Source organism: Bacillus sp. SRI_025, from assembly GCF_057592095.1.
Genome location: NZ_JBYEGB010000002.1, coordinates 396,561 through 412,544 on the forward strand (window position 1 = coordinate 396,561; position 15,984 = coordinate 412,544).

Genomic DNA, 15,984 nt, shown 5'->3' on the forward strand with positions numbered 1-15,984 from the left:
CCAGTATTTTTTAGTAGGAAAGAAACAGAAGTTGTGGTAGGATAGGAACTGTTCGACGGAATAAAACATACTATACGCATAGGAATAAAAAGATAAAGTGGAGGGAAAGAAAATGGGACGTGAATTTCTTTCTTTATTTGATCATTGGGCTGACTCTTATGACGACACGGTGAGTGGTCATGACGAGCAGTATAAAGAAGTGTTTCGCCGGTATCCGGCTATTTTAAAAGAAATTACCCGCCGTTCAGGCCAATATGTTCTTGAGTTTGGAAGCGGTACGGGGAATCTAACAGCGCTCCTGCTTGCAGCTGATAAAAACGTGTTTGGTGTTGAACCATCAGATGCCATGAAGAAAGCAGCTCTTCAAAAAGGAATACCAAATATACTTCATGATGGGGATTTTTTATCATTTCCAGCGACGCCTTTTGAGCCGGATACGATCGTCAGCTCATATGCATTCCACCATTTAACGGATGAAGAAAAAAAACAAGCCATTCACACCTATAGCAACATCCTTCACTCAGATGGTAAAATAGTCTTTGCTGATACAATGTTTCAAAATCAAGCAGCACATCAAGCTGAAATCGACAAAGCGAGAGCTGCAGGGTTCGATCAGCTTGCAGAAGATTTAGAAACGGAATATTATCCATCCATTGATGTGCTAAAGCAAATCTTTGAAGAAGAAGGTTTTAGCACATCCTTTCATCAAATGAATGATTTTGTTTGGATCGTAGAAGCGAAGAAAAGGGAATGAAAGGATGTTTTTGTTTTGAAAATCGCAGTTATAGGTGCAATGGAAGAAGAAGTGACGATTTTAAGAGATCAACTAAAGAATGCTACACAAGAAAACATCGCTGGGTGTGAATTTACAACAGGTGTTTATGAAGATAAAGAAGTGATTTTATTAAAATCAGGGATTGGAAAAGTAAATGCAGCGGTCAGCACAACATTACTGCTTGACCGCTTTCAGCCAGATTATGTGATCAATACAGGATCTGCTGGCGGTTTCCATCACTCATTAAATGTAGGTGATATTGTCATCTCTACTGATGTGAGACATCATGATGTAGATGTGACCATCTTTGATTACGAATATGGACAAGTGCCGGGACTTCCAGCTGCTTTCATTGCAGATGAAAAGCTTGTAAAGCTTGCAGAGGAATCTGCTTTAGAGATCGATCATATTCAAGTGGCAAAAGGAACAATTGCAACAGGAGATTCATTTATGAATGATCCGGATCGTGTAGCGTTTGTAAGAGAGAAGTTTCCAGAGCTATATGCGGTGGAAATGGAAGCTGCAGCTGTTGCACAAGTATGCCAGCTCTTTGGTACGCCATTTGTTGTCGTTCGTGCGCTATCAGATATTGCAGGGAAAGAATCCAATATCTCCTTTGATCAATTCCTTGAACAAGCAGCGATTCACTCAACCGACCTTGTCTTGCGTATGATAAAGCAAACACAATAAAAGAAGGGGTTTCCCCCTTCTTTTCCATGCAAAGGAAGGGAATTATATGGCTGTCATAAAGGATATTACCGAATTAATTGGCCGCACACCGCTTTTAAAGCTGTCAGGGATTGGCGTCCCAGAAGGCGTTGAGGTGTATGCAAAGCTTGAGATGATGAATCCAGGTGGAAGTATTAAAGATCGTTTAGGTGATATGCTCATCAGAGAAGCATTAGCATCTGGCAAACTGCGTCCAGGCGGAACCATTATTGAAGCAACTGCTGGGAACACAGGAATTGGGCTTGCCCTAAGTGCAAGAAAGCATCAATTGCAGACCATTTTTTGTGTACCAGAACATTTTAGTCAAGAAAAACAACAGGTGATGAAGGCGCTCGGTGCAGAGATTATTCATACGCCGAGAAAAGAAGGCATGAAGGGTGCGATTGATCGAGCCCTTGAACTAGAGGCAAGCCTTGACAATGCCTATTGTGTTTTACAATTTAAAAACCAAGTAAATCCATTGACTTACTACAGAACGCTCGGTCCGGAATTATGGTCCGACTTAAAAGGGAATATCGATGTATTCGTCGCAGGAGCAGGATCTGGCGGGACTTTTCAAGGGTGTGCTGCCTATTTAAAAGAGCAGCATCCGTCGTTAAAAACGGTTGTTGTGGAGCCTGAAGGGTCAATTTTAAATGGTGGGGATCCGGGCCCGCATAGAACGGAAGGAATTGGTCTTGAATTTATCCCAGATTATATGGAGCAGGCTTTATTCGATGAGATTTACACTGTCAGTGATGATGATGCGTTTCGAATGGTGAAAGAAGCAGCTGAAAAAGAAGGTGTTCTCATCGGCAGCTCTTCTGGTGCCGCTTTATTTGCCGCTTTAGAGGAAGCAAAGAAAGCAGCACCTGGGACAGTCATTGTCACCATTTTTCCTGACAGCAGTGAGCGATATTTAAGTAAAGGAATTTATGAGGGAGGAAAATAGAATGAAACCAAAAACAATGATGATTCACAGCGGAACAACGGGTGATGAAAGAACAGGCGCCGTGTCTGTACCTATTTACCAAGTGAGCACGTATAAGCAGCCAAAAGCAGGCGAACATACGGGGTATGAATACTCCAGAACAGCAAATCCAACAAGAACCGCACTGGAAACAGTCATTCGTGATCTTGAAGGAGGAGCAAACGGCTACGCATTTGGTTCAGGAATGGCAGCCATTACGGCGGTGATGATGCTGTTTAACAGCGGGGATCATATTGTCCTGACAGATGACGTGTACGGCGGAACCTACCGCGTCATCACAAAGGTGCTAAACCGAATTGGCATTACTGCAACCTTTGTTGACACAAGTGATCCTGAAGCGGTGAAAAAAGCCATTTTACCTGAAACAAAAGCCGTTTACATTGAATCACCAACCAATCCTTTACTCAAAATGACGGATCTAAAAGCGATCGGCGAATTGACAAAAGAAGCCAACATCTTGATGATTGTCGATAATACATTTTTCACACCGTATTTCCAAAAGCCGATTGAATATGGTGCGGACATTGTTCTGCACAGTGCGACTAAATATTTAGGCGGTCATAGTGATGTTGTGGGCGGGCTTGTCGTCACAGCGACGAAAGAGCTTGGAGAAGAACTGCACTTTGTTCAAAACTCGACAGGCGGAATTCTTGGACCGCAGGATTCATGGCTTCTCATGAGAGGGATGAAAACACTTGGGCTAAGAATGGAAGCACATCAACAAAATGCACAGAAAATCGCTGAGTTTTTAAAGCAACATCCAGCTGTCACACGTGTTTATTATCCAGGTCTCGGTACTCATCCTGGCCATGAACTTGCGAAAACACAAGCATCTGGCTTCGGTGGAATGATCTCTTTTGATATTGGAAAAGAAGAACATGTTGATGTATTTTTGAGCCAGCTAAAGCTGTTTACGATCGCAGAAAGCCTTGGAGCTGTTGAAAGCTTAATTTCTGTCCCTGCCCGGATGACCCATGCGTCCATTCCAAAAGACCGCAGGGAGGAGCTTGGCATCACAGATGGTTTAATTCGTATTTCCGTTGGGATTGAAGATGTTGATGATTTACTACATGATATCAAGCAAGGACTAAGCGCGCTGGCGAATGGATAGATTTACATGCTCCTCGCTTTCTCTCACTATGTTAAGCTATGAATAGACATTGATAACTGGAAGGTGAAACAAGTGAAGAAAAAGTGGAGTGATTTAGTGACAGATTACAAGCAGTACGCTTTTATTTTGCTTGCTGTCAGCACCTTTTTATATATTGGTACGATCTTACCGAACCAGCACATCGAAGCATCTCCAAAAATGCTGATGATGGGAATAGATTGTGTTTTCTTATTAGCCGCTTTTGTTTGTGTTAAACGTGCGATTTTCTTTCAAAAGAAACTGCAAGAATTAGATGAAGATTAATTCGAAAGTCTCCTCATGTGCCTGAGGGGGCTTTTTTCATTGTATTGGACAATCGGACAAGAATAACTGTAGAAATTTAGTCAAAAACACAAAAATCATCTATATTACTAAAAACAGGTTTACAAAATGGTGCTTGCTGGATATACTTACAAAGTAATTAAAAAAACGTAAAGGAGGCTGAAGAATATGTTATTCGTATCTACTTGTGATCAATTCAACCAACAATTTCATCATGTCATCAGCCTGTGGAAGAGTTCGTGTTCTTCCTTTGCCTTATACGGTGCACGCTTTATAACTGTTTAAGTAGTAAACGAGGATTTCACACGTATCATCCATTGCAGGTTGGAAGACAATGTCTTTTGAGCTGTATTTTTGTGTGCCCACAGGTCAACTGATAAAGAAGATCTGCGGGCTATTTCGCGTGCTGCGAACTGAAGGGAGGTGAGCGTATATGACAATCCATTTATTTTTTATTACATTGACGATCAAGCGTAAATACAAGGATATTGAGACTGTTCTTTACGAACAAGAAGTCGAAACATTTTATGAAGAAATGAAACAGAAACAACTAATGTATATGAACTAAAACAGGAAATGAAAAAAGTGAAAAGGAGGAGATTGACATGTTTATGATGCTTGCCATGCTTGATTGTTATACGAGGGAGAAGGACCAGGTTTAGACACGCTCCACATTGATCACCTGCACATATGATAACCGTAAAAGGAGATTGTGAGGTGATCAATAAATGTCGATGTCACCATATATGAGATTTCCGTCTGTGGGGCACGGATATGCATCTATTCCGCATTCCTTAAAGCACGGGTACGGCAATCCATACCGCATGCAAAGAGAGCAAGAGGAAATGCTCAGACGTTATATGTATCAGTACCGGACTTATTGGTATTAAAGAAAAGGAGCAGGAAACGTCATGGTTTCCTGCTCCTTTTACGTTAGCAAATCCAGCTTGCACCAATGATGATCAACAAAATGAACAGTACAACAAGCAATGCGAATCCGCCTGCAAAACCGCCACCGTAGCCACCGCAGTAGCCTCCAGAATAACCGCCAAAGCCCATAATCTAGCACCACCTTTATCTTATCAAGATACATTTATAAATTATGCAGCTCATGCAGAAAACGAAATCAATCTGAGCACAAATAATGAAAACGCCTATTCAGGTCAAAAAATTTTCACTTTCTGCGAAACATTTTCTGAAAAGGAGCGTCTTATAAAGGACAAATAAATTAGGACTAGGTCTTAATTTTTGTTAGGTGAGAGCCGATATGAAAAGTAAGAAAATTTGTAAATAGTTATATTTACTGGTGAAAAGCAGGTGTTAACATTGATTCAAAGCTGGATTGGAAAACAAATGAGAGAACCAAAAGGCTTGTTCTCAAAATGGGTTGCCCGCTATATGGAAAAAAATCATCATAATATCAATGAATGGACGCTTCAACTCTTAAATATACAAGAAAATGACCGAATTTTAGAAATTGGGACTGGAAGAGGCATTACCTTATCAAAGGTAGCAGAAAAACTTGACCGCGGAAAAGTATATGGAGTGGATGCCTCTCGTCATATGATTAAATATGCAAAAAGAAAACATAAGAAGCTTGCGGAACAGGACAAAGCCGTTATTACGCTTGGCAAGGCTGAGCAATTACCTTTTGAAGACAGATCATTCAATAAATTATTTACGGTGCAGACGATCTATTACTTGAAGGATATTGAGCAAGTTATGAAGGAAGTGTACCGCGTCCTTCAAGTGGATGGTGAAGTATTTTTATCTTTTCAAAAGCAGGATCTGATAAAGGAACAAAAACGGTCAACATCTTTTTCATCGTACAGTGAACAAGAGATCAGCCGTCTGTTTTCAGCATATCACTTTAGAGAAGTCTCGGTTTATCACTATGATACATACATCTGTATCAAAGCTTTAAAATGATGAAAATATTTCCCAGGTAATGAACAAGCACTCAAAAAGAGGCTCTTCGTCAGAGGAGCCTCTTTGTCTGCAATCAAATGTAAAAATAAATAAAGGCTCTTCATCAGAAGAGCCTTTTGTATGTAAGGTAGGCGCCAGCCAGGTGTGTAAGGAATGATAGTATATATAAGGAATTTGTTTGTCGATTAAGGATACCTGTCTGGCTTATTTCTTATATCGACACCGTTCTGCAAAAGTTTAGCTTTTTTTTCAATATTTTCTTTTTTATTTCACTGGAAGACACATTTTTCTTTCTCACGTAGACATGTATCCCCTTCTTTTTCACATAATGTGCGGTTTGAAGAAGGAAATTGCTTAAGAAATAGAGAAAATTGTAGAGACTTCATTTTTAAACAAAAGGGAGGAATGAAATCATGTCGGGAAACAAAGGTGTCGTTTATAAAGGAGCAGGAAAAGTAGCAGTTGAGGATATTGGATACCCTGATTTGGTCTTAAAAGATGGCCCGGGTGTACCTAAAGCCAATGTGGGGCGCAAATGTGAGCATGGCGTCATTTTAAAAGTAGTGACGACGAATATTTGCGGAAGTGATCAGCACATGGTAAGAGGGCGTACGACTGCACCTGAAGGACTTGTCCTTGGTCATGAAATTACAGGTGAAGTCGTTGAAGTTGGGCGAGATGTGGAATTTATTCAAAAAGGAGATCTCGTGTCCGTTCCGTTTAATATTGCATGCGGACGCTGTGTCATGTGTAAGGAACAAAAAACCCATGTGTGCTTAAATGTAAACCCGGACCGTCCAGGCTCTGCCTATGGATATGTAGATATGGGCGGATGGGTTGGCGGTCAATCCGAGTATGTCATGGTTCCATATGCAGATTTTCAGCTGCTCAAATTTCCAGACAAAGATCAAGCGATGGAAAAAATCCTTGATCTCACGATGCTTTCCGATATTTTCCCGACAGGTTTTCATGGTGCTTATACGGCAGGAGTAAAGCCTGGTTCGACCGTATATATTGCGGGTGCTGGCCCAGTAGGTCTTGCAGCAGCCCATTCGGCTCAGCTTCTTGGCGCATCTGCTGTGATTGTTGGAGATCTGAATGAGCAAAGACTGGAGCAGGCAAGAAGCTTCGGCTGTGAGACGATCAATTTACGAAAACATGATCGAATCGGCGAACAAATTACGAATATTTTAGGGGAGCCAGAAGTCGATTGTGCTGTCGATTGTGTCGGCTTTGAAGCTTCGGGTCATGGAGATCAGGGAGAAGCACCAGCGACCGTTTTAAATACAATTATGGATATTACCAAAGTTGGCGGCAAGCTTGGAATTCCAGGGCTTTACGTCACAGAAGATCCAGGAGCAGTGGATGCCGATGCAAAAGTCGGTTCTCTGAAAGTGCGAATTGGACTTGGCTGGGCGAAAGCTCATACCTTTGTGACAGGTCAAACCCCTGTTATGCAATATCATCGCAGTCTAATGAAATCCATTTTAAGCGGAAGAGCACAGATCGCCAAAGCCGTCAATGCGACCGTCATTGACCTTGATCAAGCTCCTAAAGGATATAGTGACTTTGATTCGGGTGTGGCGAAGAAATTTGTCATTGATCCGCACGGGATGCTTTCTCGATAATTTTTAACATGAAAGGAGCCGCTCAATAAAATGGGACGGCTCTTTATTGTGGAAAACCCAATCTATTTCAAAGGGGAGGAATCAGATGAATACAGATCAAGCCAAAAGAAGAGTTATAGAACAATTTGGGAGAAATGCAGAAAAGTATGTGACGAGTCAAACTCATGCAAAGGGAGCAGACCTAGATCTCATTGTTGAATGGGCAGCTCCAGAAGAAAGCTGGGTCGTTCTTGATATAGCAACTGGTGGCGGGCATACCGCAAAAACACTGGCTCCATATGTGAAACAAGTGTTTGCGACGGATTTAACGAAAGAAATGCTTTCTCATACATCACTTCATTTAAAAGCGTATCCACAAATTTTTTATGTAGTAGCGGATGCAGAAAGCCTTCCTTTTTTAGATGGCACATTTGATATGGTCACATGCCGAATTGCAGCACACCATTTCCCGCACCCTGAACAGTTTGCCAAAGAGGCATCTCGTGTATTAAAGTCAAATGGTCTGTTTTTCTTTATTGATAATGTTTCGCCAAATGATGAAGAGCTTGCACTATTTATCAATGAGCTAGAACGATTGAGAGACCCAAGTCATGTCTCCTGTCTATCGACAGAACAATGGCGGGAATTGTTTTTAACAGAAGGAATAAAAGAAGTAAAATCAATGGAACGAAAAAAACGTTACCCTTTTCAAGAATGGGTCAAGCGAACAACGAAAAATTTAAAGGAAGAAGAGATTGTTACAGAATACTTGTTAGATGCTAACGAGAAAATAAAGCAATATTATAGATTGAAAATGACAGAGGATCAAATAGAATCAATAGAGGTAGATGACTGGATTGCTCTTTTCAGGAAAGGGTAAAAGTAAATCATTCAAACCAGTTATAGAAAGGAATCAATCAAATGCTGAATTTTAAAGGAAAAACCGTCATCATCACAGGCGCAGCCAATGGAATTGGTGAAGCGATCGCCTGCGGCTATGCAAAAGAAGGGGCGCGTGTGGTGTTTGCGGATATAGATGAAGAGAAGGGGGAGCGTTTGGAGGAGCAGCTGAGAAAAGAGTCCTATGAAGTTTATTTCATCAAAACGGATGTGAAACAAGAGAAGGATATCCAGCGCTTAATGTCGTTTGCAGCGGAGCGCTGCAAAACGATTGATATTCTCATCAATAATGCAGGCGTCATGTGCACAGCATCGCCTTATGAGTTAACAGTCGATGAGTGGGATCATGTCCTGCATACAAACGTAAGAGGGACTTTCTTATGTGCTAGAGAAGCAGCGCGTTATATGAAAGAGAATCCAAAAGGCGGTTCCATTGTGAACATTTCATCTACCCGTGCGACCATGTCAGAGCCTCATACGGAAGCTTATGCTGCATCAAAAGGCGGGATTTCAGCGCTTACTCATGCCTTGGCGGTTTCTTTTAGTCAGGATCACATTACGGTGAATAGCATTTCCCCTGGGTGGATTGAAACGAAGGATGAGAAAAGTCTTCGAGAAATTGACCATCATCAGCATCTTTCCAATCGAGTCGGCACGCCAAAGGATATTGTGAAAGCTTGTTTTTATTTAACAGATGAAGACAATCAATTTGTGACCGGCACAGATTTGGTTGTTGATGGTGGCATGACTAGAAAAATGATTTATGCGGATTAACATGAAAAAAACATTGACGCTTTGATCAAGCGGCAGTACAATATGTAACAATTCAGCTGAAGATCGTGATGAAAAAAAGACACAGCGCCAATAGAGAAGAGTACATCATAGCTGCCCCACACAGAGAACTCCGTGAAGCTGAGAAGGAGCTGGGGAGCATGATGGAACCAAGCCTCTTAGCTCTGCACCGGATTCTCTCGGATGGTAGTGCAGCGAATTTCTCCCGTTACAGAGAAGGGTGAATGATCACCCGCTAAGGTTCATCTGGCAACAGATGAATGAACTGAGGTGGCAACGCGGAGTAAATCCCGTCCTCAAGACAGAAATGTCTTGGGGGCGGGATTTTTTTTATGACAAATAGGGGGGACAATGATGAAAAAACATTGGCGGGATATGAGTATTTTGCTTGGAGCCATCGGGATCGCAAACATAGGAGAATGGATTTATATGATTGCCCTCCATCTGCTTATTTTTCAAGAAACGGGCTCTGTTCTTGCTGTAACAGCAGTTTATTTGCTAAGACCGGCAGCTTCTCTTTTGACCAATAGCTGGTCTGGCAGTTTGATTGACAGGCTGAATCAGCGGAATGTGATGATCAGTTTAGATATTACCCGTGCTTTGCTCATTGCATGCATCCCTTTTGCCTTATTTTCAGGACATCTGCTCATCCTGTATGTCATGGTGTTTTTCATACAGATGGCACAAGCGATGTTTCATCCAGCGTCGATGGTGTATATGACAGGACTCATCCCGGCCGATAACCGAAAACGGTTTAATGCCATTCGCTCTTTATTACAATCCGGTGGATTTTTACTTGGACCCGCAGCAGCAGGTCTGCTTTTTCTCATCGGGACGCCTGTTCTTTCAATTTATGTAAATGCGTTCTGCCTTTTGATATCTGCTCTGTTAACGATGTGTTTACCGAATTTGCTCAAAACAGATGCTGGCCAAAAGGGGTTTTCCCTTTCAATGTTAAAAGAGGATGCCAAGCTGGTTCTGCGATTTAGTCTGACGTCACGCCAGATCATGGCGGTATATTTATTATTTAGTGCGGCGATATCGGTCCTTCCTACGGCCATTGACTCACTTGAAACAGCCTTTGCAAAAGAAGTACTGATGCTGACTGATACCCAATATGGCCTTCTTGTTAGTGTGGCTGGAGCAGGCATCATTGCAGGGGCAAGTCTTAATTCGGTCATTGTCGAAAGGCTGTCAGTTTCGCTGATGCTTGGAGTCGGCAGTTTGTTTGTGGCGTTTGGCTATCTTATATATGCATTTTCCAGCACACTATTTGTAGCAGCCGGTGGTTTTTTTATATTAGCCTTCTTTTTAGCTTTTGCGAATACAGGTTTTATGACGTTCTATCAAACAAATATCCCAGTAGAGGTGATGGGAAGGATAGCCAGCTTTTATGCTTTCATTGAAGCCATTTTGACAATAGCCATGACAGGAATATTCGGCGGGCTCGCTCATGTTTTATCAATCAGAATGTCCGTCATCATTGGGTGTATATGTATGCTTCTTATCTGTCTATTGCTATGTTTTGTCATCTTTCGTCCATTGACTGTCAAAAAAATAGTGCATCCTACTTAGAAAATTAAAAAAATTATGTTATCATTATTTAAGTAAGTTAATTAAATTGATGAGAAAAGGAGTCTTACAAATGAAAGCACTACGCTGGCACGATCAAAAGGACATTCGACTAGAGGAAATTGACGAACCAACAGTTGCTCCAGGTAAAGTGAAACTGAAAGTAAAATGGTGCGGCATTTGTGGTAGTGATTTACATGAATATTTAGGCGGACCGATCTTCATTCCTGTGAATGAACCTCATCCACTTACAAAAGAAAAAGCACCAATTACATTGGGACACGAGTTCTCTGGGGAAGTTGTTGAAGTAGGAGAAGGCGTGAGCAATTACAAAGTAGGCGATCGAGTGGTTGTAGAACCTATTTTTGCAACTCACGGGCATCAAGGTGCTTATAACTTAGATGAAAACATGGGCTTTTTAGGACTTGCCGGAGGCGGCGGTGGATTCTCTGAATATGTATCAGTTGATGAAGAATTACTTCATTTATTACCAGACGAAATCTCCTATGAGCAAGGCGCGCTTGTTGAGCCTTCTGCAGTTGCTTTATATGCGGTACGTTCTAGTAAAGTACAAGCTGGGGATACAGCGGCTGTGTTTGGCTGCGGGCCAATTGGTTTACTTGTCATTGAAGCATTAAAAGCAGCTGGTGCTACTGATATTTATGCAGTTGAATTATCAAAAGAACGCCAAGAGAAAGCAAAAGAGCTTGGAGCGATCATTGTAGATCCTTCTCAATATGAAGATGTTGTTCAAGAAATCGCACGCCGTACAAACGGTGGCGTCGATGTTTCTTTTGAAGTGACAGGTGTACCTGTTGTATTGAAGCAAGCAATCCAATCAACTAGAATTTCAGGTGAAACCGTCATTGTAAGCATTTGGGAAAAAGGCGCGGAAATTATGCCGAACGATATTGTCATTAAAGAACGTACAGTGAAAGGAATTATCGGCTACAGAGACGTATTCCCATCTGTATTAAACTTAATGAGAAAAGGCTATTTCTCTGCAGACACACTCGTCACGAAAAAAATCAAGCTGGACGATGTGATCGAGGATGGCTTCCATGCTTTAATCAATGAAAAAGATCAAGTGAAAATTTTAGTCAGTGCTGAATAAGTAAGATGACAAAGGGAATGGCATAAGCCATTCTCTTTTTTTATGTGATCAGATCATTTTCATAAAGAGAGCTGCGGTTGAATAGTGATAATTGAAAAGATGTTTCATGATAAGGGAGATGACATCATGTTTTATCACATCAAAGAATTGCAATATGAAGCAAAGCCCTCAAAGCCTGATCCGCTTTACGCGAAAAAGCTGCAAGAAGTATTAGGCGGTCAATATGGTGAAATCAGTGTGATGATGCAATATTTATTTCAAGGGTTTAATTGCCGAGCAGACCAAAAATATAGGGATTTATTATTTGATGTTGGGACAGAGGAAATTGGTCATGTCGAAATGCTGGCGACAATGATCGCACGTCTACTTGATAAAGCACCGGTAAAAGAGCAGGAACAAGCGTATCAAAGTGATCCAGCACTTGCGGCTGTTATGGGCGGAATGAATCCGCAGCATGCAATTGTTGCCGGTTTAGGGGCGATGGCAGCGGATAGTCAAGGGTATCCGTGGAATGCCAAGTATATCATTGCAAGCGGAAATTTAATGGCGGATTTCAGAGCCAATTTAAATGCAGAATCGCAGGGGAGACTTCAGGTCACAAGGCTTTATGAGATGACAGATGACCGCGGCGTCAAAGATATGCTTTCCTTCCTCATTGCTCGTGATACATATCATCAAAATATGTGGCTTGCGGCAATTAAGGAATTAGAAGAGCGGGAAGGGGATGTCGTCGTACCAACTACTTTCCCTCGTTCACTAGAAAAACAGCAAGTATCCTATGATTTGTTTAACTTTTCAAGAGGGGAAGAAAGCAAGGAAGGCAGATGGGCACATGGCCGCAGCATGGATGGAAAAGGAGAGTTCAGATATATTTCTGCACCTGTCGTATTCGGCTCAGCACCAAAGCTCAATCCCGCACCAAAAGAACTGTTTAACACACCAAAAAAGGGTGAATAAAAAAGTCGATCAGGTTTTTGTGCCTGATCGACTTTTTAACGTCCGAGAGTTCTGCCGTACACGCTGACACGTTTCTCTAATAATGCAAAAGCTAATTCAAAGACAATGCTCAACAGCCAATAGATCAAAGCAGAGACGAGATAAGTTTCTAAAAACTGATAGCCGTCATTTGCAATGATCCGGGAAATACCCATGATTTCGAGTACCCCAATTGTAAACGAAAGAGATGTCGCTTTTAATAGCTGAACGAGCTGATTGCCTAGGTTCGGTAAGGCCACAACAAATGCCTGCGGCAAAATAATGCGAAGCATCGCCTGCCTTGTGGTCATGCCTACAATTTTTGCCGCTTCCAGCTGCCCTTTGTCTACTGCCAGAAGTGCACTTCGGACCACCTCTGTTAAATGGGCGGCTGAATGCAGGCTGAAGGTAATGAGGGCAACAGCTAATGGGGAGACCATGTCCGGGTGAAAGGTCAGCCCGAATGTGCCGCTCATGCTAGTTAGAACAAAAGGAAGCCCATAAAAGAAAGCAAACAGTTGAACAATTAGAGGCGTACCTCTAAAAAAGGAGACGTAGAGCGTGACCAGCTGCCTGAGTACAGGGATGCGAAAGAGACGAATAAAAGCAAAAACAGATCCGATCACAAGACTCACAGCCATAGAAACTAGTGCAATTAATAAGGTGAAAGGAACGCCTTTTAGAATATGAGGTACTTGGTCAATCGCAAATGGAATATCAATGGTTTGCATCTAAATCGCCTCCTTAACGTGACAGGCTGGTGCGGCCTTTTACAAATTTCTTTTCAAGCAGCATGGTGACTAGTTCAATGCTCATACAAATGAGCCAGTACACAATCGCAATGATTACATACACTTCAAACATGCCGATTCCATAGTTATTTCCTAAGATGATCTTCACCTGTCCCATAATATCGATGAGCCCGATCGTAAAGGCAATCGCCGTGTCTTTCACAAGATCAATGGTGTAATTTCCGAGGTTTGGCAGGGCAATGAGAAAGGCCTGCGGGATAATGATCCTGATCAAGGCCTGTGTATCTGTCATCCCAACAATGTAGGCGGCTTCCAGTTGATCTTTTCCAACTGATGAATACGCACTGCGAAAAACTTCAGATAAATAAGCGCCCGTATGTAAAGAGAACGTCATCATCACAAATAACACACGATCCCAATGGTTGATTTGAATTCCTGCCACAAGTAAAAGCTGAGGCAGTCCAAAATAAATTAAGAATAACTGAACAATTAATGGCGTACTTCGTGTAAAAGATAAATAGACAACAGCCAATTGCTTCAGCACTGGGATTTGCTTAATACGAATGCATGCAAATAGGAGCCCTATGATGATAGCGAAAAACAATGACACTACAATAATGAGAAAAGTGAGTGGCAGGCGTTCAAGCACCTGTAAAAAGATCCGCAGCCAATCTCCAGCTGTAAACGTCATGACGCTTCCTTCCTTTCTTCATATTGATAGCCTTGCTCTGAGATGTAGTCAATATCTTGAAAGAAATCAACCCCAAACCACTTTTTCGCAAGCTTAGGCAATGTTCCATCATCAATCATCTCTTGTGTAACCCGGTCCAAATCTGCTGCAAGCTGTTTTTGACTTGGCTGTAAGACAAGATAGATCGGCTCCTTTGACACGATCCCGCCCACTTTGACCTTCAGGTTCAGATGCTTTTGAATGGTATCAAAGGTTGAAATATTCATAAACGCAGCATCAGACCGTCCGCTTTCAACGCGCTTTAAGTTGAGTTCATTTGAAGGGCTTTCAATGGTTGTCAGCGGAATATCTGGATCATGTTCTTCATTATATTGATTTAATATGGAACGCAATCCGCCGCTAGGACTGACTGGAGCGAGCTTTTTAGATGTCATATCGTCAAGCGATTGAATATCCTGGTTTGATTCATTCACAATTAAACCTGTCATCGAATAGCCGTACGGAACCTTAGGATAAAGAAACCGCTTTTCGCGTTCAGGGTTACTGAAAAACCAATTAGCCGCCATTTCAAACTTCCCAGCGCCAACACCAATAAGATTGGATTCTTCTTCGCCAAAGATGTAATCAAAATGGATGTGCGGAAGTCTTTTTTCCACTTCATTTAAATAATCAATGTTATAGCCAATCGGTTCGTTTCGGTCATTTGTCGCTAAAAAGGGTGGATTGACCTCTGCACTCAGTGCGACTTTCACAATTTGTTTCCCATCATCTGTTGTTGTTTTTACACTGCTGCAGCCAATCAAAGAGAGGAGAAACAGAAGGACACCAGATGTCATGAATGCTGTCTTTTGCTTCATATGTCTTCCTCCGATCCTTGCCACATTCCGCGATGAATTCTGGATAAAAATTGTTTCGTTCGTTCATGCTGAGGCTTCATCAGAACATCTTCTGGTGAGCCTTTTTCAACAATTTCCCCATCTGCCATAAAGATCACCGTATCCGCTACGTCCTTTGCAAAGGAAATTTCATGCGTCACAATGACCATCGTCATCCCTTGGCTTGCAATATCCTTGATCATTTCAAGGATTTCTCCAACCATCTCTGGGTCCAGTGCGGACGTTGGTTCATCAAACAGAAGCACCGCAGGATTCATCGCAAGAGCGCGGGCAATTCCAATCCGCTGCTGCTGCCCGCCAGATAGTTCACTCGGAAATGCATCCTTTTTATGAAGCAGTCCAATCCGCGTTAAAAATTGCTCTCCAACCTTTTCTGCTTCTTTCTTAGACATGTTTTGAGACACAATCAATCCCTCTGTAATATTTTCAAGTGCCCGTTTATTTTGAAACAAGTGATAATGCTGAAATACCATGGAAGATTGCTGCCTTAGTTTTAAAAGATCTTTTTTATGATATCGTTCAAATTGAATCGTGGCTTCTCCAACAGTCAGCTCTCCTTTGTCTGGAATGTCGAGGCTGTTTAAACTGCGGAGAAGTGTTGTTTTTCCTGATCCGCTCGGTCCAATAATTGCGACCACTTCACCTTCTTGTACGGAGAAATCAATGCCTTTTAACACATGGGTCTGCCCATAAGATTTATGTAGATTAGTAGCTGAGATCATAAAAGCATCACGTTCCTTTGACAGATGTACTTAATATTGATAAAATTTAACACATTAAATCCTATAAGTAAAGTGTGTTTTATTCATTCCAATTGGAAAAATGAGATATCATAGATTGTGAGAAACAG

19 protein-coding genes are annotated in these 15,984 nt (G+C 41.8%); 14 read left to right on the plus strand and 5 right to left on the minus strand.

What is annotated here, in order from left to right; genetic code table 11:
* The first annotated feature begins 112 nt into the window (after positions 1-112).
* From AC20OE_RS06890 to AC20OE_RS06920, 7 genes are all read left to right on the plus strand, one after another.
* Positions 113-754, plus strand: a complete 642-nt coding sequence (locus AC20OE_RS06890) for a class I SAM-dependent DNA methyltransferase (RefSeq protein WP_251180534.1) — start codon at positions 113-115, stop codon at positions 752-754.
* Positions 755-769: 15 nt separating this feature from the next.
* Entirely contained in the window at positions 770-1,465 is a 696-nt protein-coding gene (mtnN, locus tag AC20OE_RS06895) for a 5'-methylthioadenosine/S-adenosylhomocysteine nucleosidase (RefSeq protein ID WP_024423101.1), read from the plus strand.
* 46 nt (positions 1,466-1,511) lie between these two features.
* Complete coding sequence (locus tag AC20OE_RS06900; RefSeq protein WP_212040056.1) at positions 1,512-2,435, plus strand: PLP-dependent cysteine synthase family protein; 924 nt, start codon at positions 1,512-1,514, stop codon at positions 2,433-2,435.
* A gap of 1 nt (position 2,436) precedes the next feature.
* On the plus strand, positions 2,437-3,585 hold the full coding sequence (locus tag AC20OE_RS06905) for a bifunctional cystathionine gamma-lyase/homocysteine desulfhydrase (RefSeq protein ID WP_039180222.1): 1,149 nt from the start codon (positions 2,437-2,439) through the stop codon (positions 3,583-3,585).
* Between the two features lie 72 nt (positions 3,586-3,657).
* Complete coding sequence (locus AC20OE_RS06910) at positions 3,658-3,888, plus strand: YrhC family protein (protein WP_034279976.1); 231 nt, start codon at positions 3,658-3,660, stop codon at positions 3,886-3,888.
* 451 nt (positions 3,889-4,339) lie between these two features.
* The gene (locus tag AC20OE_RS06915; RefSeq protein ID WP_144494476.1) at positions 4,340-4,474 is read left to right on the plus strand and encodes a YrzI family small protein; all 135 of its coding nucleotides are present in this window, start codon (positions 4,340-4,342) and stop codon (positions 4,472-4,474) included.
* 160 nt (positions 4,475-4,634) lie between these two features.
* Positions 4,635-4,796 (plus strand): hypothetical protein, encoded by a 162-nt coding sequence (locus AC20OE_RS06920; protein WP_155267112.1) that lies wholly within the window; start codon positions 4,635-4,637, stop codon positions 4,794-4,796.
* A 43-nt stretch (positions 4,797-4,839) separates the two neighbouring features.
* Here AC20OE_RS06920 and AC20OE_RS06925 read toward each other — a convergent pair whose 3' ends face one another.
* A complete protein-coding gene (locus tag AC20OE_RS06925) occupies positions 4,840-4,965 on the minus strand; it encodes a YjcZ family sporulation protein (protein ID WP_008342643.1) in 126 nt (41 codons plus the stop codon).
* A 267-nt stretch (positions 4,966-5,232) separates the two neighbouring features.
* Between AC20OE_RS06925 and AC20OE_RS06930 the strand changes: the two genes are divergently transcribed.
* From AC20OE_RS06930 to AC20OE_RS06960, 7 genes are all read left to right on the plus strand, one after another.
* The gene (locus tag AC20OE_RS06930; RefSeq protein ID WP_151284473.1) at positions 5,233-5,835 is read left to right on the plus strand and encodes a class I SAM-dependent methyltransferase; all 603 of its coding nucleotides are present in this window, start codon (positions 5,233-5,235) and stop codon (positions 5,833-5,835) included.
* 413 nt (positions 5,836-6,248) lie between these two features.
* A complete protein-coding gene (gene fdhA / locus AC20OE_RS06935) occupies positions 6,249-7,463 on the plus strand; it encodes a formaldehyde dehydrogenase, glutathione-independent (protein ID WP_024423097.1) in 1,215 nt (404 codons plus the stop codon).
* A gap of 85 nt (positions 7,464-7,548) precedes the next feature.
* Positions 7,549-8,322: a class I SAM-dependent methyltransferase gene (locus AC20OE_RS06940; RefSeq protein ID WP_058839018.1), complete on the plus strand. Its 774-nt coding sequence runs from the start codon at positions 7,549-7,551 to the stop codon at positions 8,320-8,322.
* Positions 8,323-8,366: 44 nt separating this feature from the next.
* Positions 8,367-9,116, plus strand: a complete 750-nt coding sequence (locus AC20OE_RS06945; protein ID WP_260776099.1) for an SDR family oxidoreductase — start codon at positions 8,367-8,369, stop codon at positions 9,114-9,116.
* A 372-nt stretch (positions 9,117-9,488) separates the two neighbouring features.
* Entirely contained in the window at positions 9,489-10,709 is a 1,221-nt protein-coding gene (locus AC20OE_RS06950; protein WP_144494473.1) for an MFS transporter, read from the plus strand.
* Between the two features lie 70 nt (positions 10,710-10,779).
* A complete protein-coding gene (locus AC20OE_RS06955) occupies positions 10,780-11,820 on the plus strand; it encodes a 2,3-butanediol dehydrogenase (protein ID WP_017358082.1) in 1,041 nt (346 codons plus the stop codon).
* Positions 11,821-11,946: 126 nt separating this feature from the next.
* Positions 11,947-12,777: a manganese catalase gene (locus AC20OE_RS06960; RefSeq protein WP_058839021.1), complete on the plus strand. Its 831-nt coding sequence runs from the start codon at positions 11,947-11,949 to the stop codon at positions 12,775-12,777.
* 35 nt (positions 12,778-12,812) lie between these two features.
* Here the strand turns inward: AC20OE_RS06960 and AC20OE_RS06965 are convergent, their stop codons facing one another.
* From AC20OE_RS06965 to AC20OE_RS06980, 4 genes are read right to left on the minus strand one after another with little or no spacing between them, the layout of a single operon-like run.
* The gene (locus AC20OE_RS06965) at positions 12,813-13,526 is read right to left on the minus strand and encodes an amino acid ABC transporter permease (RefSeq protein ID WP_058839022.1); all 714 of its coding nucleotides are present in this window, start codon (positions 13,524-13,526) and stop codon (positions 12,813-12,815) included.
* 13 nt (positions 13,527-13,539) lie between these two features.
* Positions 13,540-14,238 carry an amino acid ABC transporter permease gene (locus AC20OE_RS06970; RefSeq protein WP_041086347.1) on the minus strand — a complete coding sequence of 233 codons (699 nt, stop codon included), beginning with the start codon at positions 14,236-14,238 and terminating at the stop codon, positions 13,540-13,542.
* Positions 14,235-15,095 carry an amino acid ABC transporter substrate-binding protein gene (locus AC20OE_RS06975; protein WP_039180202.1) on the minus strand — a complete coding sequence of 287 codons (861 nt, stop codon included), beginning with the start codon at positions 15,093-15,095 and terminating at the stop codon, positions 14,235-14,237. The genes AC20OE_RS06970 and AC20OE_RS06975 overlap by 4 nt, the downstream gene beginning before the upstream one ends.
* Positions 15,092-15,856 (minus strand): amino acid ABC transporter ATP-binding protein, encoded by a 765-nt coding sequence (locus AC20OE_RS06980; protein ID WP_047201961.1) that lies wholly within the window; start codon positions 15,854-15,856, stop codon positions 15,092-15,094. Before AC20OE_RS06980 ends, AC20OE_RS06975 begins: the two co-directional genes overlap by 4 nt.
* Between the last annotated feature and the right edge of the window lie 128 nt (positions 15,857-15,984).